The organism is Roseovarius sp., from assembly GCF_965228755.1.
GTDB lineage: Bacteria > Pseudomonadota > Alphaproteobacteria > Rhodobacterales > Rhodobacteraceae > Roseovarius.
In genome coordinates this window covers 55910-76116 of record NZ_CBDDIG010000003.1, presented here as the reverse complement: position 1 = coordinate 76116, position 20207 = coordinate 55910, and the positions used below count along the sequence as shown (strand labels likewise).

Below are 20207 nucleotides of genomic sequence, written 5' to 3'. Positions count from 1 at the left end.
CATGCCCATTGGGCACGGGGGGAAGGAACCGGACCAGAAACACCAAGAATTGCCCGGCAGCGACCGGGAACAAGTCCAACAAGACGACATACCAGGGAGAAGATATGACCAAGAAACACGATCAGATGATGATCGACCGGCTGGCGGATGCCGCCCGCGAAGGCAAGATCTCGCGCCGCTCGTTCATGAATTATTCGCTGGCCGCGGGGATGACCGCTTCGGCCGCCACCGGTCTCTGGACCTCCTCTGCCAAGGCCGAACCGCAGAAGGGCGGCCATTTCCGCCTCGGCGCGCATGACGGCAACACCTCCGACACGCATGATCCGGGCACTTACCTGTCGTTCTCGATGATCCAGGTGGCGCATACCTTCCGCAGCTACCTGACCCTGATCGAGCCCGACGGCTCGCTCGGGCCGGACGTGGCGACGGACTGGTCGGCCACCGAGGACGCGAAGGAATGGACCTTCAAGCTGAACCAGGACGCCACCTTCCACAGCGGGGCCAAGGTCACGCCGAACGACGTGATCGCGTCGATGAACCACCACCGCGGCGAGGACAGCACCTCGGCGGCGACCGCGCTGCTGACCGATGTCGACGATATCGTCGACAACGGCGACGGCTCGATCACGTTCAAGCTGGCCTCGGGCAACGCCGACCTGCCTTGGCTGATGACCGACTATCACCTGGCGATCTGCCCGGCGAACGAGGATGGCTCGATCGACTGGAAATCGGGCGACGGCTGTGGCCCGTACAAGCTGACCAATGCCGAGTTCGGTGTCAGCTACGAGTTCGAGCGGCACGAGGACTGGCACCTCGAGGGCGCCTATTTCGACAGCGTCACCGTCACCGTGCTGAACGACCCCAACGCGCGCCAGACCGCGCTGGTCACCGGCGATGTCGACGCGGTCACGCAGATCGAGCTGAAGACGCTCGCCCTGCTGCAGCGCGACCCGAATATCGAGATCGACCAGGTCGCCTCGGCCGCGGCGATCACCATGCCGATGTTCTGCGACCAGGCGCCGTTCGACAATGTCGACGTGCGCAACGCGCTTAAACTGTCGATCGACCGGCAGGACATCATCGACAAGATCGTCTTCGGCACGGCGACCATGGGCAACGATTTCCACCATTCGCCGGCCATGCCCTACTGGCCCGAGGATATCGAGCAACGCCCGTATGACCCCGACCAGGCCAAGTCGCTGCTGAAGAAGGCGGGGATGGAAGACCTCACCGTCGAGATCAGCGTCGCCGACTCGGTCTTCTCGGGTTCGGTCGACATGTGCGTGCTCTATGCCGAACACGCCAAGGCCGCCGGCATCAATATCAAGGTCAAGCGCGAGCCGAACGACGGGTACTATTCCGACGTCTGGCTCAAGAAGCCGTGGTGCTGTGTGCAGTGGGGCGCGCGTCCGACGCCGGACGTGATGTATTCGCTGGCCTACAAGGACGATGCGGCGTGGAACGAAAGCCATTGGCAGAACGAGCGGTTCAACGAACTGCTGCGGATGGCCAAGTCGGAGATCGACGACGCCAAGCGCGCCGAGATGTACCGCGAGATGGCGATCCTCGCGAAGGACGATGGCGGCACCGTCATCCCGTTCTTCCCGGATTTCGTCTATGCCCGCCGCAAGAACGTCAAGCACGGGCCGGAACTGGCCGCGAGCTGGCAGATGGACGGCGCCCGCGCCTGCAGCCGCTGGTGGTTCGAGGGCTGACACGACACGACCGGCCCCGGCGCGAAGGCGCCGGGGCTTCACCGTCCGGCCCACGGCGCGACGCCCCGGCCCGGACCCATCGCCTAGGCGGGTCATCCAGACAGTCATACCCAGCCCGCCAAGGCTAAAAATATCTGTATACCCGGTCACCGGAACAGCCATGAGCGCGGGACCAAGGGGCAACAGCAGGAGGGACAGATGGGAGACATACTTGGGCTCGTTGGAAGACGGCTCGGGCTCGGGCTGATCATTCTACTGGTCATCTCGGTCATCATTTTCTTCATGGTCGAACTGCTGCCGGGCGACATCGCCCAGGCGGTGCTCGGCCAGGGGGCCACGGAAGAGAACCTGCGCGCCCTGCGCCGGGAGATGGGCCTCGATCAGCCGGCGATCATCCGGTATCTCGACTGGCTCAGCGGGGCCGTCATGTTCGACTTCGGCAACTCGATCGTCACCGGCGAATCCGTCGCCCGCACGATCAGCGACCGGTTCATGAACACGCTCTTCCTTGCGGCCTATGCCGCGGTCATCGCGGTGCCGGTCTCGATCGTCCTCGGCGTGATCGTGGCGCTGCTGCGCAACTCGATCTTCGACCGGGTCGCCAACGTGGTGTCGCTGTCGTTCATCTCGTCGCCGGAATTCTTCCTCGGCTACATCCTGATCCTCTACTTCGCGGTCAAATGGGGCATGTTCCCGGCGATCTCGAGCCTGAGCGAGGGGATGTCCTTCCTCCAGCTTCTCGAGCGCACGTTCCTGCCGGCGCTGACGCTGGTGCTGGTGGTGATGGCGCACATGATGCGGATGACGCGGGCGGCGATCATCAACCTGCTGGCCTCGCCCTATATCGAGATGGCCCGCCTCAAGGGCGCGCCGCCGTGGCGGGTGATCGTCAAGCACGCCCTGCCGAACGCCTGGGCGCCGATCATCAACGTGGTCGCGCTGAACCTCGCCTACCTGATTACCGGCGTGGTCCTGGTCGAGGTGGTCTATGTCTATCCCGGCATCGGGCAGGCGCTTGTCGACGCGGTGTCGAAGCGTGACTTCCCGGTTGTCCAGGCCTGCTGCCTGATCTTCGCGGCGACCTTCATCCTGCTCAATCTCGCAGCCGATGTTGGCGCCATTCTCACCAACCCGCGTCTGCGGCATCCGAAGTAAGGAGGCAGTCACATGAGCTGGTTTGTAATCGGATATTACACGCTGCTTCTGGGCGGTTCCTGCCTTGCAGCTTACTTCAACAAGAGATCGGCGTTCCTGCTGCTGTTCTCGCTGACGCTGGTGTCCTTCGTTCTGGGCATCATCGGCGGCACGGGCGCGCTTCGGGCAGTCGCGATCTGCGCGGGCGTTCTGGCGCTGGCGGCGATGGTCTCCTACGCGTTCCGCGAGTTCCTGATCGCGCTGGTCTCGGACGAGATGGCCAAGGAACTGCGGACCGCGCCGCTGACGGCGGCCTTCGGGATGTTCGTCATCTTCACCTACGCGATCATGGGCATCTTCGCCCCGTTGATCGCGCCCTATGGTGAGGCACAGGTGATCGCCTCGGCCTTTGCGCCGGCGGATTCGAACATGCTGCTCGGCGCCGACCAGCTGGGCCGCGACATGTTCAGCCGGATCGTCTATGGCACGCGCAACTCGGTGGGGCTGGCCCTGTCGGCGACGCTGGCGGCGTTCTTCTTCGGGGCGCTGGCCGGGCTTCTGGCGGCCACCAAGGGCGGCTGGTTCGACCAGTTCATGGGCCGGCTGGCCGACGTGATCATGTCGATCCCGTCACTGATCTTCGCGCTGCTGATGCTGTCGATCTTCGGGCCGCAGATCATCGTGATCATCATCGCCGTGGCCATCATCTACGCGCCGCGCGTCTTCCGCCTGACACGGGCGGTGGCGGGCAACGTCGTGGTGATGGACTATATCGAGGCCGCGCAGCTGCGCGGCGAGGGCATGTGGTACCTCATCCGCCGGGAAATCCTGCCCAACTCGACCGCCCCCCTGGTGGCCGAGTTCGGTCTGGAATTCTGCTTCGTGTTCCTGCTGGTGGCGGGTCTGTCGTTCCTCGGGCTCGGTATTCAGCCGCCCACGGCGGACTGGGGCTCGATGGTGCGTGAGAACGCGACCCTGATCTCGTTCGGAGACATCACCCCGCTGATACCCGCGGCCGCCATCGCGCTGCTGACGGTCGGGGTGAACTTCGTGGTCGACTGGATGCTGTTCCGGTCCTCTGGCCTGAAGGAGAAATAAAAATGGCGACCAAGTTCAAGGACAGCGATGTCCTGCTCAAGGTGAAGAACCTGAAGATCCAGGGCTACAGCGACGAGCAGTGGATCGACATCATCAAGGGGGTCGACCTGACCCTCCACCGTGGCGAGGTGATGGGCCTGATCGGGGAATCCGGTGCCGGCAAATCCACCATCGGCGCCGCCGCCATGGGCTATGCCCGCGACGGCACGCGCATCTCGGACGGCTCGATCGAGTTCGACGGGATGGAGCTGACGACCGCCAGCGAAAGCGAGAGGCGCGCCCTACGGGGCTCGCGGATCGCCTACGTGGCACAATCGGCGGCGGCCTCGTTCAACCCGGCGCACAAGCTGATCGACCAGCACACCGAGGCGCCGGTGCAATACCGCATCAAGAAACGGATGGAGGCGCAGGAGGACGCGGTGGAGCTTTACCGCCGCCTGCGCCTTCCCAACCCCGAGGAGATCGGCTTCCGCTATCCGCACCAGGTGTCGGGCGGGCAGCTTCAGCGGGCGATGACGGCGATGGCCATGTCCTGCCGGCCCGACCTGATCATCTTCGACGAGCCGACCACCGCGCTTGACGTGACCACCCAGATCGAGGTGCTGGCGGCCATCCGCGACATCGTCGATCAGTTCAACACCGCCGCGATCTACATCACCCACGACCTGGCGGTCGTGGCGCAGATGGCCGACACGATCAAGGTGCTGCTGAAGGGCGAGGAGGTCGAGGAGGCGCCCACCAAGGAGATGCTGGAAAGCCCGAAGGAGGACTATACCAAGTCGCTCTGGGCGGTCCGCAGCTTCAAGCGGGATCAGAAGCACCGGCCCAAGGACGCCACGCCGCTCATCTCGGTGCAGAACGTCGACGCCTCCTATACCGGCGGGGCGAAGGTGCTGGATGACGTGTCCTTCGACATCCACGAGGGCATGACCGTGGCGGTCGTGGGCGAATCCGGTTCGGGCAAGTCCACCACGGCGCGGGTGATCACCGGGCTGCTGCCCCCGTCCAAGGGGCAGGTGCTGTTCAAGGGAGAGCCTTTCCCGCCCTCCTACAAGGACCGCAGCCGCGACCAGTTGCGCCAGTGCCAGATGATCTACCAGATGGCCGACACGGCGCTGAACCCGAAGGTGCGGATCTCCGAGATCATCGGCCGGCCAGCGCAGTTCTATTCCGGCCTGACCGGCGCGGCGCTCAAGAACCGGGTGGACGAGTTGCTCGACCTGATCGAGCTGGAACCGTCGAAGTTCTACAACCGCTTCCCGCCAGAGCTGTCGGGCGGGCAGAAACAGCGGATCGGCATCGCCCGGGCGCTGGCGGCCGAGCCCACCTTCATCATCTGCGACGAGGTGACATCGGCGCTCGACCAGCTTGTGGCGGAGGGCATCCTGAAGCTGCTCGACCGGCTGCAGAACGAGCTGAACCTGGCCTACATGTTCATCACCCATGACCTTGCCACCGTGCGGTCGATCGCCGACGAGGTGGTGGTTATGCAGCACGGCAAGGTGGTCGAGCAGGGGCCCAAGGACGAGATGTTCACGCCCCCGCACCACCCCTATACCGACCTGCTGCTCAGCTCGGTTCCCGAGATGGACCCCGACTGGCTGACCACGCTGCTGGAAGAGCGCGGCGTCGACAACGTGGGCGATGCGGCCTCGGCCAGGATCGACCCGGGCGACGAGAAGGTCGAGGGCACCGAGACCAGCGGAAGCTGACGGCCCGTCACAAGCAAAAACGGCGGAGGGTCACCCCTCCGCCGTTTCGCGTCGAATACCAGATTTTTTCTGATTGTCAGCCGATGATCCACATGGCCGAGCCCACCATCGCCGCAACGATGAGGCCATAGACGATCACCACCGATTGCCAGCTTGCGCTGTGCATGCGCAGCTCGCGGTTCAGCTCATCTCGTGTCATTCTCGGTTTCCTTCCCGGAACGGGGGACAGCACGATGCCGTCCGGGGGTGTCAAACTACAAACGCCGCGCGGTAGATACCGCCCGGCGCCTTTTCGGTTGTGAAGAGCGTGGTACCGGGCGCAGGGGGCGCCCGCCCTGCCTTTATGCGGTGATGGCCATTGCCGAGAGCACCAGCGTACCGACGAGCAGACCGTATACCAGCACAACCGACTGCCAGGTGGCACTATGCATACGAAGTTCGCGGTTCAGTTCATCGCGGGTCATGTCCAGCCTCCTGGGTCTAGAGTGGGTCAGGTCCGAGTCGCGTTTCGCTGCGGCTCATAGCCCGCATATATGGCGCAAGTGGATTCGCGCAACAGAAATGAAGATTAAAATCTATGCAATCCGTGCATACCCGGGCAGACCGCCGGTCATGGCTGTGGATAACGCAAAAAAATACCGTGTTTACAATGGCTTGCGTTTTATGTGCCGTTGCGTCAGGCGGCGGACTTCCCGGGCCCCTGTAGCGCCATTACCACAAGGTCGCCCTCGTCGCGGGCCTTCATGGCCAGTGCGGCGGCGTGGGCGGCGGCGGCGGTGGTGTAGTAGGGGATCTTGTCGTAGAGCGCAACCGAGCGGATCTCGCGGCTGTCCTCGACCGCCTGCGCGCCCTCGGTGGTGTTCATCACCAGCGCGATCTGCCCGTCCTTGAGCATGTCGACCACGTCGGGCCGCCCCTCGTAGACCTTGTTGACCACCTCGCAGGCGATCTCGTGCCCTTCGAGGAAGGCCGCAGTGCCGCGGGTCGCCACGATCTCGAAACCCATGTCCACCAGCGTCTGCGCGGTCTCGACCAGTTGCGGCGTCTTGTCGGCATCCTTGATCGAGAAGAACACCTTGCCGCTTTCGGGCAGCACCGCGCCCGCGCCCATCTGCGCCTTGAGGAAGGCGCGGGGGAAGGACACGTCCCAGCCCATCACCTCGCCGGTCGAGCGCATTTCCGGGCCGAGGATGGTGTCGACACCGGGGAAGCGGGCAAACGGCATCACCGCCTCCTTGACCGAGAACCACGGCATCGCCGGGTCGGCCAGCGTCATCTGGTCGGCCATCGGCAGGCTGCCGGGCTTGGCGTCGGCGGGGTAGGGGCCGCGGTTGGGGAAGGCATCCAGCGTCTCGCCCGCCATCAGCCGCGCGGCGATGGAGGCGATGGCACTGTCGGTCGCCTTGGCGACGAAGGGCACGGTGCGGCTGGCGCGGGGGTTCACCTCGATGAGGTAGATGTCGCCCTCCTTGACCGCGAACTGCACGTTCATCAGCCCGCGCACGCCCAGCTCCAGCGCCAGCGCTTCGGTCTGGCGCTTGATCTCGTCGATCGTGTCCTGCGCGAGCGAGTAGGGCGGCAGCGAGCAGGCACTGTCGCCCGAGTGCACGCCGGCCTCCTCGATATGCTGCATGATGCCCGCCACGTGCACCCGCGTGCCGTCGCACAGCGCGTCGACATCGCATTCGATCGCGCCCGACAGGTAGCCATCGAGTAGGACCGGGCTCTTGCCCGACACCACGACCGCTTCCTTGATGTAGCGTTCGAGGTGCGCCATGTCGCGGACGATCTCCATCGCCCGGCCGCCCAGCACGTAAGACGGGCGGATCACCAGCGGGAAGCCGATGCTCTCGGCAATGGCCAGCGCCTGGGTGTCGCTCGACGCAATGCCGTTCTTCGGTTGGCGCAGGCCCAGCTTGTTGACCAGCGCCTGGAACCGCTCGCGGTCTTCGGCAAGGTCGATGGCGTCGGGCGAGGTGCCGAGGATCGGGATGCCCTCGGCCTCGAGGTCATTGGCCAGCTTCAGCGGCGTCTGCCCGCCGAACTGCACGATCACCCCGTGCAGCGTGCCGTTCTCCTGCTCGACCCGCAGGATCTCCATCACGTGCTCGAAGGTCAGCGGCTCGAAATAGAGCCGGTCCGAGGTGTCGTAGTCGGTCGACACGGTCTCGGGGTTGCAGTTGATCATGATCGTCTCGTAACCCGCATCGGTCAGCGCGAAACAGGCGTGACAGCAGCAGTAGTCGAACTCGATCCCCTGGCCGATCCGGTTCGGCCCGCCGCCGAGGATGACCACCTTCTTGCGTTTCGAGGGCCGCGCCTCGCATTCCACCTCGCCCATCATCGGGGCCTCGTAGGTGGAATACATGTAGGGGGTCTGCGCCTCGAACTCGGCCGCGCAGGTGTCGATCCGCTTGAAGACGGCGGTGACGTTGAGCGCATGGCGCGCCCGGCGCACCTGCCCCTCGGTCCGCCCCGTCAGCGCGGCCAGCCGGGCATCGGTAAAGCCCATCATCTTGAGCGCGCGCAGCCCGTCCTCGTCGACCGGCAGGCCGTCCTTGCGCACCCGCTCCTCGGCCTCGACGATCTCGCGGATGCGGGCCAGGAACCAGGGGTCGTACTTCGTCGCGTTGAAGATGGCGTCATCCGACAGCCCGTGGCGCATCGCCTGGGCGATGGTGCGCATCCGGTCGGGCGTCTGCAGGCTGAGCGCCTTGATCACGGCGGCCTCTTCCGGGGCGCCCTCGATCTCGACCTCGTCGAAGCCGGTCAGGCCCGATTCCATCGAGGCCAGCGCTTTTTGCAGCGATTCGTGGATGGTGCGGCCGATGGCCATCGCCTCGCCCACCGATTTCATCGCGGTGGTGAGGTAGGGCTGCGAGCCGGGGAATTTCTCGAAGGCAAATTTCGGGATCTTGGTGACGACATAGTCGATGGTCGGCTCGAAGCTCGCCGGCGTCACCTTGGTGATGTCGTTGTCGAGCTCGTCGAGCGTGTAGCCCACGGCCAGCTTGGCGGCGATCTTGGCGATGGGGAAACCCGTGGCCTTGGACGCCAGCGCCGAGGAGCGCGACACCCGCGGGTTCATCTCGATCACGACCATCCGGCCGTCCTCGGGATTGATCGCCCATTGCACGTTCGACCCGCCGGTCTCGACCCCGATCTCGCGCAGCACGGCAATGCTGCCATTGCGCATGATCTGGTATTCCTTGTCGGTCAGCGTCAGCGCCGGGGCCACGGTGATCGAATCGCCGGTATGCACGCCCATCGGGTCGACGTTCTCGATCGAGCAGACGATGATCGCGTTGTCCGCCTTGTCGCGGACGACCTCCATCTCGTACTCCTTCCAGCCCAGAAGCGATTCGTCGATCAGGATCTGGCTGACGGGGGAGGCATCGAGGCCCGACTTGCAGTAATATTCGTAATCGTCGCGGTTATAGGCCACGCCCCCGCCGGTGCCGCCCAGCGTGTAGGCGGGGCGGATGATCGCCGGCAGGCCCACATGCTCGAGCGCGGCCATGCACTCTTCCATGTTGTTGGCAATGGTGGCCTTGGGGTTCTCGATTCCCAGCCGGTCCATCGCCTCGCGGAAGAGTTTCCGGTCCTCGGCCATCTCGATGGCCTCGCGGTTGGCGCCGATCAGCTCGACCCCGAACTTGTCCAGAACGCCCATATCGGCAACGGCCAGGGCCGTGTTCAGGCCCGTCTGACCACCCATCGTGGGCAACAGCGCGTCGGGGCGTTCCTTCTCGATGATGCGGGCCACCACCTCGGGCGTGATCGGCTCGATATAGGTGGCGTCGGCCAGGCCCGGATCGGTCATGATAGTGGCCGGGTTCGAGTTCACCAGGATCACCCGGTAGCCTTCCTCGCGCAGCGCCTTGCAGGCCTGTGCGCCGGAATAGTCGAACTCGCAGGCCTGCCCGATGATGATGGGACCGGCGCCGATGATCATGATGGACGAGATATCGGTTCTCTTCGGCATGGTCGTTTCCCCGGGGCAGCGCAAATTGTTGGCGGTTATATCCATCACGCGCCTCTGTGCAAGGGGGATCGCAAAGCCGTGTGGACCTGCCGTTTTTGGGGATGTGGCCGGAAGCGTGACAGCGTAGGCAGGCGCGGGGAGGCGACAGAAGGATGCAGCACGATGCAGATTCGCTTCGATCATGGCCCGGATGGCGGGCCGGCCCTCTTCGGGGCGCCTCGCCGGATGATCACGGCCGACACGCTGTCGGAGGTGCCCCGCGCGCTTGCCGCGCTGGACACGGCGCGTGCCGACGGCGCGTGGCTTGCCGGGTTTGCCAGCTACGAGCTGGGCTATGTGCTCGAGCCGCGGCTGGCCGCCCTGATGCCCGGCAACCGCCGCCTGCCGCTCCTCTGCTTCGGTGTCTACGAGGCGCCGCAATCCGCAGCCCCCCTGCATTCCGGCCCGGCGGCGCTCGACCGGTTCCGCCCGGCATGGTCCGAGGCAGACTACACCGCCGCCTTCGAGCGCGTGCACGCCTTTATCGGCGCCGGTGACATCTACCAGGCAAACCTGACCTTCCCGGTCACCATGCAGGCCCACGGCACGCCAGAGGCGCTCTACGCGGCGCTCACGGCCATCCAGCCGGTGCGCCACGGTGCGCTGGTCACCGGCCATGACGGCCCCGACATCCTGTCACGCTCGCCCGAGCTGTTCTTCCGCACCGATGCCACGGGCCGGATCGAAACCCGACCGATGAAAGGCACCCAGCCCCGCAGCGATGACCCGGCCGAGGACGCCCGCCGCCGCGCCTTCCTCGCATCGGACGAGAAGAACCGCGCCGAGAACCTGATGATCGTCGACCTGCTGCGCAACGACATCTCCCGCGTCTGCACCCCCGGCAGCGTCCGCGTGCCCGAGCTCTTCGCCGTCGAAAGCTACGAAACGGTCCACCAGATGACCTCGCTCGTCACCGGCCAGATGCGCGGCGGCACGGGCCTGTCGGACATCTTCCGCGCGCTCTTCCCCTGCGGCTCGATCACCGGGGCGCCGAAACTGCGGGCGATGGAGATCCTTGCCGGTCTCGAAACCGCCCCGCGCGAGATCTATTGCGGCAGTATCGGCTGGGCCGCGCCTGACGGCCGGGCCGAGTTCAACGTGGCCATCCGCACGCTGATGCTGGAGAGGGCAGGGGCCGTGCTCAACCTGGGCGGCGGCGTGGTGCATGACAGCACCGCCCCGTCCGAATACGAGGAAGCGCTCTGGAAGGCGCGCTTCGCCCGGCGCCTCACCCCGGCCTTCGCCTGAGCGATACCGGCCGGGGGAACGTCGCGCGGCATCACTCCGCCGCGTGGCGCAGATCGTCCTTCTCGTCCTGGCAATACAGGTAATCCCGCGTCAGCGGCACCGCGTCCTGCTGCTTGGTCAGCTGGAACTGGAACACAACTTGCCGGTTGTGGCGGAACGTCATCTCGCAGGCGATCAGGTAATAGCGCCACATCCGGCAGAACCGGTCGTCATACAGCTCCCGCGCGCGGTCGATATTGGCCATGAACCGGTCGTGCCAGTGGCGCAGCGTCTCGGCGTAATGCAGGCGCCAGACCTCGACATCGGTCGCGAACAGGTCCTGGTTCTCGATCGGCCGCATCGCTTCCGACAGGGCCGGGCAATAGCCGCCGGGGAAGATGTATTTCAGGATCCACGGGCTCGTCGTGCCCGGCGGGTCGGACCGGCCGATCGTGTGGATGAGCGCGATGCCGTCATCGGTCAGCAGGCGCTTCACCGTGCGGAAATATTCCTCGTAATGCGGGATGCCCACGTGCTCGAACATGCCGACCGAGACGATCCGGTCGAACTGGCCCTTCACGTCGCGGTAATCCATCAACTCGAAGGTGCACCGGTCGGCCAGCCCCGCCTCCTCGGCGCGCTTGTTGGCCATGTTGTACTGCTCGGTCGAGAGGGTCACGCCGGTGACCTCGGCGCCGTAATCGCGCGCCAGCGTCAGGCCCATGCCGCCCCAGCCGCAGCCGATATCCAGCACCTTCATCCCCGGCTCGATCAGCAGCTTGCCGGCGATATGATGCTTCTTGGCCTCCTGCGCCTCCTCGAGCGTCATGTCGGGGCGGCGGAAATAGGCGCAGGAATACTGCCGGTCGGCATCGAGGAACAGGTCGTACAGCTCGCCCGAGAGGTCATAGTGATGCGCCACGTTCGCGCGCGACCGGCCCACGGGGTTGAATTGCTGCAGGTGGCGCATCATGTGCCGCCCCAGCGCCAGCGGCTTGCGGAACCACGGGTCGCCCTGCATGCCGACGTTGCGGATGGCCAGCTCGAGGAAGCCGGACAGGTCGTCATCCTCGATGGTCAGGCGCGCGTCCATATAGGCTTCGCCCACCGCCATGTCGGGCGACATGATGATCTTGCGCGGCAGGGTCGGGTCGTGCAGCGTCACCGAGATCGGCTTGCCGGTCCCGTCGCCATAATGCCGTGTCGTGCCGTCAGGAAAGGTAAGCCGGAAATCGCCGACATGCATGAGATGGGTAAGAAACCCATCGAAAATCTTGTCCCACATGGTTCACCCCATCTTGGTCTTGCGGATCTGCGCCCACCCACGGCGCCCTGTCGCGATGTAGTAAAACCTGCCTAAAAACACCCGGTTCCCCCGGCTATCTGCTCGCTAACCGGTATTTTCGCCGAAAATCATGCACCTGTAAACGATTTTGCAACCTTTCCGTGGCGGCTGGAAGGGCGGCAGCCCTTGACTTTGCCGCCCCGGCCATGTGTATCGGCGCGGACCGAGAGCAAGGGCCGCCCGGGCCCGGTGAGAGGGTATCATGCACGCATTCCGCAGCCACACCTGCGCTGAACTGACCAAGTCGAACGTGGGCGAGACCGTCCGCCTGTCGGGCTGGGTGAACCGCATCCGCGACCATGGCGGGGTTCTGTTCATCGACCTGCGCGACCATTACGGCATGACCCAGGTGCTCTGCGATCCCGACAGCCCGGTCTTCTCGCAGGTCGAGAAGGTCCGCTCGGAATGGTGCATCCGCATCGACGGCACCGTGAAGGCGCGCGACGAGAGCCTCGTGAACCCGCGCATCCCCACCGGCGAGATCGAGGTCTATATCCGCGATATCGAGGTGCTGGGCGCCGCGGCCGAACTGCCCCTCATCGTCTTCGGCGACCAGGAATACCCCGAGGAAACCCGCCTGCGCTATCGCTACCTCGACCTCCGCCGCGAGGCGATGCAGCGCAACATGACGCTGCGCTCCGACGTGGTCGCCTCCTTCCGCCGTCGCATGTGGGACAAGGATTTCCGCGAGTTCCAGACGCCGATCATCACCGCGTCCTCGCCCGAGGGCGCGCGCGACTTCCTCGTGCCCTCGCGCCTGCACCCTGGGAAATTCTACGCCCTGCCGCAGGCCCCGCAGCAGTTCAAACAGCTGATCATGATGTCGGGCTTCGACAAGTATTTCCAGATCGCGCCCTGCTTCCGCGACGAGGATCCGCGCGCCGACCGCTCGCCGACCGATTTCTACCAGCTCGACATGGAAATGTCCTTCGTCACCCAGCAGGACATCTTCGACACCATCGCACCCGTCATCGCGGGCGTGTTCGAGGAGCATGGAAAAGGCGCCAAGGTCGACGACCCGGCAAGCTGGCCGCAGATCCCCTACAAGGAAGCGGCGCTCAAATACGGCACCGACAAGCCCGACCTGCGCAACCCGATCGAGATGCAGGACGTCTCCGAGCATTTCCGCGGCTCGGGCTTCGCCATCTTCGCCAAGCTGCTGGAACAGGACGGCACCGAGATCCGCGCCATCCCGGCACCGACGGGCGGCAGCCGCAAGTTCTGCGACCGGATGAACAGCTTCGCCCAGAAGGAGGGCCTGCCGGGGATGGGCTACATCTTCTGGCGCGACCAGGGCGAGGGGATGGAAGCGGCCGGCCCGCTGGCCAAGAACATCGGCCCCGAGCGCACCGAGGCGATCCGCGAACAGCTGGGCCTCGGCGTGGGCGATGCCGCCTTCTTCCTCGGCGGCAAGCCCGCCGCCTTCGAACGTGTCGCCGGCAAGGCCCGCGACGTGATCGGCGAGGAGCTCGAACTGACGGAACAGAACCGCTTCGCCTTCGCCTGGATCGTCGACTTCCCGATCTACGAGAAGGACGAGGAGACCGGTGCCATCGACTTCGAGCACAACCCCTTCTCGATGCCGCAGGGCGGGATGGAGGCGCTCGAGGGCGACCCGCTCGCCGTCAAGGGCTATCAGTACGACCTCGCCTGCAACGGCTACGAGATCGTCTCGGGCGCCATCCGGAACCACAAGCCGGAGATCATGTTCAAGGCCTTCGAACTGGCCGGCTATGACGAGGCCGAGGTGCGCAAACGCTTCGGCGCCCTCGTCAACGCCTTCCAGTACGGCGCGCCGCCCCACGGCGGCTGCGCGGCGGGCATCGACCGCATCGTCATGCTGCTGGCCGGTACCTCGAACATCCGCGAGGTCATCATGTTCCCGATGAACCAGCGCGCCGAGGACCTGATGATGAACGCACCGTCCGAACCGACCTCGGATCAGCTCATGGAACTGGGGTTGCGGGTCATTCCGCAGGAGTGACCCCGCCCTGCGCCAGGGTCAGTCCTCCAGACTATCCTCGCGCTTCTCCTCGATCAGCCCGCGTTCCTCTTCCTTGCGCTTGAGGAACCGGCCGCCGAAGGCCTCTGTCTCCTCCTCGGCGAAGACCTCCCTGGCGCGGGTGAAGACGTCGTCCTCCTCCTCGTCCATGTGGTGCTCGTAATCGTGCTTCAGCGTCTCGAACCGCTGCAGCCAACCGGGCGAGGACATGTCCATCTCGTTCAGCTCTTCCAGGATGTCGTCCATCTGCTGATGCTCGTGCACCGAGTGGCGCGCGGCGTCCTGACCCCAGGTCTTGTTCATCAGCTTGGAATAGAACGTCTCCTCCTCCGCCGCCGCGTGTGATTTCACGTCTTCGTAGAAGGCCGCCCAGGCCGTGCGGCGCTCCTCGCTGTCGCCCGAGGTGTCGGCAATCTGTTTCAGCAGCTTGCGGTGGGTCTGGTGGTCGTCCTGGATGGCATCGTAGATCGACGGCATGTCTCGGTTTCCCTGGATTACGTCAAAAACGTATCAACGCAGAGCGTTCGGCGGAGTTCCGCACGCCGCGGCGTCACCCGTCACAAACCCGCGACGGAAGGTGAAACAGCCCGCGTTCCATGTTATGTAGACCTTGACGTTCCGACCCATTTCGAGCCCGCCCCATGAGCTTTGATCCCGAACGTGCCGCAATCCGCTTCGGATGCGGACTTTCGCCGCGAATTGCGCCACCCGAATCTGCCGAGCAGATGCTCTCGCGGCTCACCGGTCCCGACCGCGCGGCCGAGGCGTTTCCGATTCCGGGGTTTTCCGCCGCGGTTGCGCATTACGTCGCGATCCGAAAAGCGCGCAAGGCCCACCGATCGGCCCGGACCGAGGCCGAGCAGACGGCCAAGCTCAAGGCCCGCCGAAAGACCGAACGGGCCATGTTTCGCGACGGCGGTCGCTGGCTGGCCAGCGTGATGCGGCGCCGGGCCCTGACCGAAGACGGTTTTCGCGAGCGTCTGGTGGCCTTCTGGGCCGATCACTTCACCGCGTTCGAGAAGGGCGGGGCACTTCAGTTCAGCCATGCCATCTATGCCGAGGAGGCGATCCGGCCCCACGTGGCCGGTCGCTTCGCCGACCTGCTGCGCGCTTCGGCCACGCATCCGGTGATGCTCCGGTTTCTCGACCAGGGGCGTTCGGCCGGACCCAACAGCCGCGCAACGGCGAAGAACGAAAAGCTGGCCGGGCTGAACGAGAACCTCGCCCGCGAGATGCTGGAGCTGCACACGCTCGGGGTGGACGGGCCATATGGCCAGGCCGACGTGCGGCAACTGGCCGAGCTTCTGACGGGGCTGACCTATCGTCTGAAGGGCGGTTTCGAGTTCCGCCCGGCCTTTGCCGAGCCCGGCGCGGAAACGGTCCTGTCGGTCGAGTATGGCGGCCCCGGCAAGGCCCGGCTCGAGGACATCTACGCCGCTTTCGACGATCTCGCCCGTCACCCGGCCACGGCCCGGCACATCGCCCGCAAGCTGGCGGTGCATTTCGTCTCCGACACGCCCGACGAGGCGCTCGTCGATACCATTGCGGCACGCTATGCGGAAACCGACGGCGACCTGCCCGAGGTCTATGCGGCGATGCTCGACCACCCGGCCGCCTGGGCCGACCAGCCCGGCAACATCAAGCAGCCGCTGGATTTCGTCGGCTCCAGCCTGCGGGCGCTCGACATCGTGCCGAAACACATCCCCGACGACAAGCTGGGCCGGATGCGGCGGCTTTTCCTCACTCCCCTCCTGCTCATGGGGCAGGAGTGGGGACAGCCCGGAGGCCCCGACGGCTGGCCCGAAGCCGACGCCGAGTGGATCACGCCCCAGCGCCTCTCCGCCCGGCTGATCTGGGGCATGACGGTGCCGTTCGAACTTCGCCGCGTGCTGCCCGACCCGCGGGAGTTCGTCGAGACCGCCCTCGGCCGCCGCGTGCCGGAAGAGGTGCGCTTTGCCGCCCGCGCCGCCGAAACCCGGGCCGAGGGGGTCGGCATCGTGCTCGCCTCCCCCGCCTTCCAGCGCATGTAAGGATCTCTGCCATGACCCGCCAGACCCTGTCCCGCCGCCTGTTCCTGACCCGGAGCGCGGCGCTCGGCTGTTCGCTCGCGGCCAGCCCGCTGGTGACGCCGGTGACCATGGCCAGCGCGCCGGGCGAGAACCGGCTGGTCGTCCTGATCCTGCGCGGCGGGCTCGACGGGCTGGATGCCGTGCGCCCGTATGGGGCGCCAGAGTTCGGCGACTATCGGGGCAGCCTGCTGGACGGGGCGGTGCCGGGTGAGCTCGACCTCGACGGGTTCTACGCGCTGCACCCGGCGCTGGCGCCGCTGATGCCGCTGTGGCAGGCGGGCGAGCTGGGTTTTGCCCATGCCGTCTCGACCCCCTACCGGGACAAGCGCAGCCATTTCGATGGGCAGGACATCCTCGAGGCTGGCACCGCCTCGCTCGGCCGCGCGCAGGAGCGTGACGGCTGGCTCAACCGCCTGCTGCAGGGCCTGCCCGGCACCGAGGCGGAAACCGCCTACGCCATCGGCCATTCCGACATGCTGCTGACACGCGGCAAGGCGGACGTGGCCAACTGGTCGCCCGATGCCGCCCTGCCGCTCAGCCCGCAGGCGGAAAAGCTGCTCGACATGGTCATGCATGGCGATCCGCTGTTCCGTGATGCCACCGCCGAGGCGATTGCCCTCTCGCAGGTCAGCCTCGCCCTGTCCGGCCAGGCGGGTGCGGCGGACGCGGCGCTCGACAGTTCCGGCATGATGGGCACCATGCAGGACAGCATGGCGGGCGCCGGCAAGAAGAAGGACGGGCTAGACGAGATCGCCCGTTTCGCCGCCGGTCGGCTGCGCGGCGACACCCGCATCGCGGCGTGGTCGGTCAACGGGTTCGACACCCATTCCAGGCAACCCAGACAGCTCTCGCGGTCGCTCGACGACCTTGCCGGCAACATCCTCGCCCTGCGCGAGGCGCTGGGCCCGGTCTGGGAAAAGACCGCCGTTGTCGCCATGACGGAGTTCGGCCGCACCGCGCGCGCCAACGGCACCGGCGGCACCGATCACGGCACCGGCGGCGCGATGCTCTTTGCCGGCGGCGCGCTGCGCGGCGGACGGGTGGTGGGCGACTGGCCGGGGCTGGCCGAGGCCGACCTCTACGACCGACGCGACCTGATGCCCACCCGCGACGTGCGCGCCCATGCCGGCTGGATCATGCGGCAGCTTTTCGGCCTCGACGCCGGGCTGATCGAGCGCACCGTCTTTCCGGGGGTCGAGCTTGGTCCCGACCCGAAGCTGATCCTCTGACGCCCGCCACGGACCGCCCGGGCGCCCCCGCGGCGTTCGGAAGGACAATTCGGGACGCCTGGCACCCAGCGGCCTGCGGCAATGGGGGCGAGTCCCGACCGGCGCGTTTTCCTTTCCATTTTCCGCGCGGCGGGCCTATTCTGCCCTCAAAATGCAGGCAGAAGAGGGCAATCCGATGCAAGATGCGCGGCCACTGGGGCCGGCCGTTCCCGACTGGACACCGCCGCCCCTGCCCACGGGCGAGGCGATGGCAGGGCGCTATGCCGAGCTCGAGGCGCTCGATGCCGACCGTCATGCCGCCCTGCTCTACAAGGCGTTCGACGGGCATGACGATGTCTGGGATTACATGCCCGACGGCCCCTTCGCCTCGGCCGCGCAGTTCCATCGCTGGATGCGCGGCGCCACCCAGCGCGACGATATCCTCTTTTACGCCATCCGCGACAAGGTCAGCGGCACCTATGGCGGCTTCGCCTCCTACCTGCGGATGCAGCCCGCGGCGGGCTCGATCGAGGTGGGCTTCATCGCCATGTCGCCCCAGCTTCAGCGCACGCGGGCCGCGACCGATGCGATGTACCTGATGATGAAATGGGCCTTCGAGGCGGGGTATCGCCGCTACGAATGGAAATGCGATGCGCTGAACCGCCCCTCGCGCCGCGCGGCGCAGCGGCTGGGCTTCACCTACGAGGGCGTCTTTCGGCAGGCCACGGTGGTCAAGGGCCGCAACCGCGACACCGCCTGGTTCGCCGTGATCGACAGCGAATGGCCCGCGCTGGAGGAGGCCTTCCGCGCCTGGCTTTCGCCCTCGAATTTCGATGCCGAGGGACACCAGAAGGAGCGGCTGAGCGATCTCACCCGCCTCGTGCGCGCCGGCTCGGACCCTTCGCTGAAATAGCCGCGCCCGGCCTGCCTGCTATGGCCCTCCGGGCCGTCCTGCCGGCAGGTCCGGCTTCCGGTCAGGCCAACCATGTCGCGTCCCGCCAGATCCGGCCGCCTCGATGCCTCTCAGATCGCCGCCCGGCTCTCGATCCGCGCATGTACCATCTGCATCAGCCGCGCCACCTTCTCGCGCTGCGGATCACCCTGGCAACGGCTGCGGGCCAGGTCGCTCGCCGCGCGTTCCAGCGTGTGATCCCGGGCCGAGCGCGCGACCCCGCCCAGGAACTGCACCACGTAGTCGATCGTCGGCCCGTCCTGCCGCTGTTCCAGCAGGGTCGCCACGTGGGACATGTCATCACAGAACGCCACATTATCGGGGTGAACCGCCTCCTGCGTCACGGCGCGCGGGCCGCTGGGCACCGCGTCGGGGGGCAGGGCCGACAGGATCGTCTCCTGGAACGTGGCCAGGCTGTCGAGCGGCTTGGCCAGGAACCCGTCCGCCCCGGCCGCCAGCGCCTCCGTCTCGGCCCTGTCGTCGCCGCTCAGCCCGAGCAGCACGCCCACCCGCGGTACCGCGCGGGCCAGCTCGTCGATCAGGTCGAGCCCCGATCCATCCGGCAGCCCCATGTCGATGATCGCCGCCGAGGGCCGGTACACCTTCAGGTGCCGCCGCGCCGAGGCGAGGCAATCCGCCCGCCTGATCCGCGCGCCGCTGCGCAGGCACATCAGGCGCAGGGTTTCACAGGTATAGCGGCTGTCCTCGACCACAAGGATGGTCATGCCCAGAAGCGGGCGGCTGGCCGTCGGCCGGGTCGGGCTGCGGAAACTGTCGGGCGTTGTCATCGGCTGCTCCCTTGCTGCGATGCGACTCACGCTAGGCCATCACGCCTAATGAACGGTTAAGCGCTGCCCGGCGGGCCGGGGGTGCGCTGTCCTGCCGCTTGCACGCGCCCCGCGGCCCCGGCATAACGGCCCCAGCCAACCAGCCCGAAGGATGCCCCCATGATCGGACGCCTCAACCATGTCGCCATCGCCGTGCCCGACCTCGAGGCCGCGGCCGACCAGTACCGCACCGCGCTCGGTGCCAATGTGGGCGCACCGCAGGACGAGCCCGATCACGGCGTCACCGTCATCTTCATCGAGCTGCCCAACACTAAGATCGAGCTGCTCTATCCGCTGGGCGAGGACAGCCCGATCAAGGGCTTTCTCGAGAAGAACCCCTCGGGCGGCATCCATCATGTCTGCTACGAGGTCGACGACATCCTCGCCGCCCGCGACCACCTGAAGGAAAGCGGCGCCCGCGTGCTGGGTTCGGGAGAGCCCAAGATCGGCGCCCATGGCAAGCCGGTGCTGTTCCTGCACCCCAAGGATTTCAACGGCTGCCTCGTGGAACTGGAGCAGGTCTGATGGGCATCGCCTCGGGCATCGTCCTGTTCATGGTGGTCTGGTTCATGACCTTCCTCGTCGTGCTGCCCCTGCGCATCCAGACGCAGGGGGAGGCGGGCGAGGTGGTGCCGGGCACCCATTCCGGCTCGCCGGAGAAGCATCACCTGAAGAAGAAAGCGCTGATCGTGACGGGGGTCTCGGCGGTGATCTGGTCGATCCTCGCCTATATCATCATCACCGGCACGATCACCGTGCGCGATATCGACATGTTCGACCGGATGGGCCCCGCGACCGAAGTGGCCTCCTGAGGCCGATGCGTTAACCCGGCGAATGTCGGTCAAGAACACCGACAAAATACCGACGTTATACCGACGCGATACCGATACCCGG

17 protein-coding genes are annotated in these 20207 nt (G+C 66.2%); 11 read left to right on the top strand and 6 right to left on the bottom strand.

The window, feature by feature from the left end:
• Nucleotides 1–104 precede the first annotated feature (104 nt).
• The 4 genes from ACO07J_RS01875 (at nucleotide 105) to ACO07J_RS01860 (ending at nucleotide 5659) form a co-directional block, all read left to right on the top strand.
• The gene (locus ACO07J_RS01875) at nucleotides 105–1715 is read left to right on the top strand and encodes an ABC transporter substrate-binding protein (RefSeq protein WP_422025774.1); all 1611 of its coding nucleotides are present in this window, start codon (nucleotides 105–107) and stop codon (nucleotides 1713–1715) included.
• A gap of 198 nt (nucleotides 1716–1913) precedes the next feature.
• Nucleotides 1914–2870, top strand: coding sequence for an ABC transporter permease (locus tag ACO07J_RS01870; RefSeq protein WP_422025772.1), 957 nt, complete (start codon nucleotides 1914–1916; stop codon nucleotides 2868–2870).
• Nucleotides 2871–2882: 12 nt separating this feature from the next.
• Nucleotides 2883–3947 carry an ABC transporter permease gene (locus tag ACO07J_RS01865; RefSeq protein WP_422025770.1) on the top strand — a complete coding sequence of 355 codons (1065 nt, stop codon included), beginning with the start codon at nucleotides 2883–2885 and terminating at the stop codon, nucleotides 3945–3947.
• A gap of 2 nt (nucleotides 3948–3949) precedes the next feature.
• The gene (locus ACO07J_RS01860) at nucleotides 3950–5659 is read left to right on the top strand and encodes an ABC transporter ATP-binding protein (RefSeq protein ID WP_422025768.1); all 1710 of its coding nucleotides are present in this window, start codon (nucleotides 3950–3952) and stop codon (nucleotides 5657–5659) included.
• A gap of 76 nt (nucleotides 5660–5735) precedes the next feature.
• On the opposite strand, the gene ACO07J_RS01855 is transcribed toward ACO07J_RS01860, so the two are convergent.
• From ACO07J_RS01855 to carB, 3 genes are all read right to left on the bottom strand, one after another.
• The gene (locus ACO07J_RS01855; protein WP_422025766.1) at nucleotides 5736–5858 is read right to left on the bottom strand and encodes a hypothetical protein; all 123 of its coding nucleotides are present in this window, start codon (nucleotides 5856–5858) and stop codon (nucleotides 5736–5738) included.
• Between the two features lie 142 nt (nucleotides 5859–6000).
• Entirely contained in the window at nucleotides 6001–6123 is a 123-nt protein-coding gene (locus ACO07J_RS01850) for a hypothetical protein (RefSeq protein WP_300895694.1), read from the bottom strand.
• Nucleotides 6124–6335: 212 nt separating this feature from the next.
• Nucleotides 6336–9644 (bottom strand): carbamoyl-phosphate synthase large subunit, encoded by a 3309-nt coding sequence (gene carB / locus ACO07J_RS01845; protein WP_422025764.1) that lies wholly within the window; start codon nucleotides 9642–9644, stop codon nucleotides 6336–6338.
• A gap of 162 nt (nucleotides 9645–9806) precedes the next feature.
• Here carB and ACO07J_RS01840 point away from each other — a divergent pair, with 162 nt between their 5' ends.
• Nucleotides 9807–10931: an aminodeoxychorismate synthase component I gene (locus ACO07J_RS01840; protein WP_422025762.1), complete on the top strand. Its 1125-nt coding sequence runs from the start codon at nucleotides 9807–9809 to the stop codon at nucleotides 10929–10931.
• Nucleotides 10932–10962: 31 nt separating this feature from the next.
• Here ACO07J_RS01840 and ACO07J_RS01835 read toward each other — a convergent pair whose 3' ends face one another.
• Nucleotides 10963–12195 carry a class I SAM-dependent methyltransferase gene (locus ACO07J_RS01835; protein WP_422025760.1) on the bottom strand — a complete coding sequence of 411 codons (1233 nt, stop codon included), beginning with the start codon at nucleotides 12193–12195 and terminating at the stop codon, nucleotides 10963–10965.
• 262 nt (nucleotides 12196–12457) lie between these two features.
• On the opposite strand from ACO07J_RS01835, the gene aspS reads away from it, so the two are divergent.
• Nucleotides 12458–14239 (top strand): aspartate--tRNA ligase, encoded by a 1782-nt coding sequence (gene aspS / locus ACO07J_RS01830; protein WP_422025758.1) that lies wholly within the window; start codon nucleotides 12458–12460, stop codon nucleotides 14237–14239.
• Between the two features lie 18 nt (nucleotides 14240–14257).
• On the opposite strand, the gene ACO07J_RS01825 is transcribed toward aspS, so the two are convergent.
• Nucleotides 14258–14734 carry a hemerythrin domain-containing protein gene (locus tag ACO07J_RS01825; RefSeq protein WP_422025756.1) on the bottom strand — a complete coding sequence of 159 codons (477 nt, stop codon included), beginning with the start codon at nucleotides 14732–14734 and terminating at the stop codon, nucleotides 14258–14260.
• A gap of 248 nt (nucleotides 14735–14982) precedes the next feature.
• Here ACO07J_RS01825 and ACO07J_RS01820 point away from each other — a divergent pair, with 248 nt between their 5' ends.
• From ACO07J_RS01820 to ACO07J_RS01810, 3 genes are all read left to right on the top strand, one after another.
• On the top strand, nucleotides 14983–16287 hold the full coding sequence (locus ACO07J_RS01820; RefSeq protein ID WP_422025754.1) for a DUF1800 domain-containing protein: 1305 nt from the start codon (nucleotides 14983–14985) through the stop codon (nucleotides 16285–16287).
• Between the two features lie 11 nt (nucleotides 16288–16298).
• Nucleotides 16299–17555, top strand: coding sequence for a DUF1501 domain-containing protein (locus tag ACO07J_RS01815; protein ID WP_422025752.1), 1257 nt, complete (start codon nucleotides 16299–16301; stop codon nucleotides 17553–17555).
• 175 nt (nucleotides 17556–17730) lie between these two features.
• Complete coding sequence (locus ACO07J_RS01810) at nucleotides 17731–18447, top strand: GNAT family N-acetyltransferase (RefSeq protein WP_422025750.1); 717 nt, start codon at nucleotides 17731–17733, stop codon at nucleotides 18445–18447.
• Nucleotides 18448–18557: 110 nt separating this feature from the next.
• Here the strand turns inward: ACO07J_RS01810 and ACO07J_RS01805 are convergent, their stop codons facing one another.
• A complete protein-coding gene (locus ACO07J_RS01805) occupies nucleotides 18558–19274 on the bottom strand; it encodes a response regulator (RefSeq protein WP_422025749.1) in 717 nt (238 codons plus the stop codon).
• Between the two features lie 159 nt (nucleotides 19275–19433).
• On the opposite strand from ACO07J_RS01805, the gene mce reads away from it, so the two are divergent.
• Nucleotides 19434–19838: a methylmalonyl-CoA epimerase gene (mce, locus tag ACO07J_RS01800; RefSeq protein WP_422025747.1), complete on the top strand. Its 405-nt coding sequence runs from the start codon at nucleotides 19434–19436 to the stop codon at nucleotides 19836–19838.
• Complete coding sequence (locus tag ACO07J_RS01795) at nucleotides 19838–20125, top strand: DUF1467 family protein (RefSeq protein WP_422025745.1); 288 nt, start codon at nucleotides 19838–19840, stop codon at nucleotides 20123–20125. The genes mce and ACO07J_RS01795 overlap by 1 nt, the downstream gene beginning before the upstream one ends.
• Nucleotides 20126–20207: the final 82 nt, after the last annotated feature.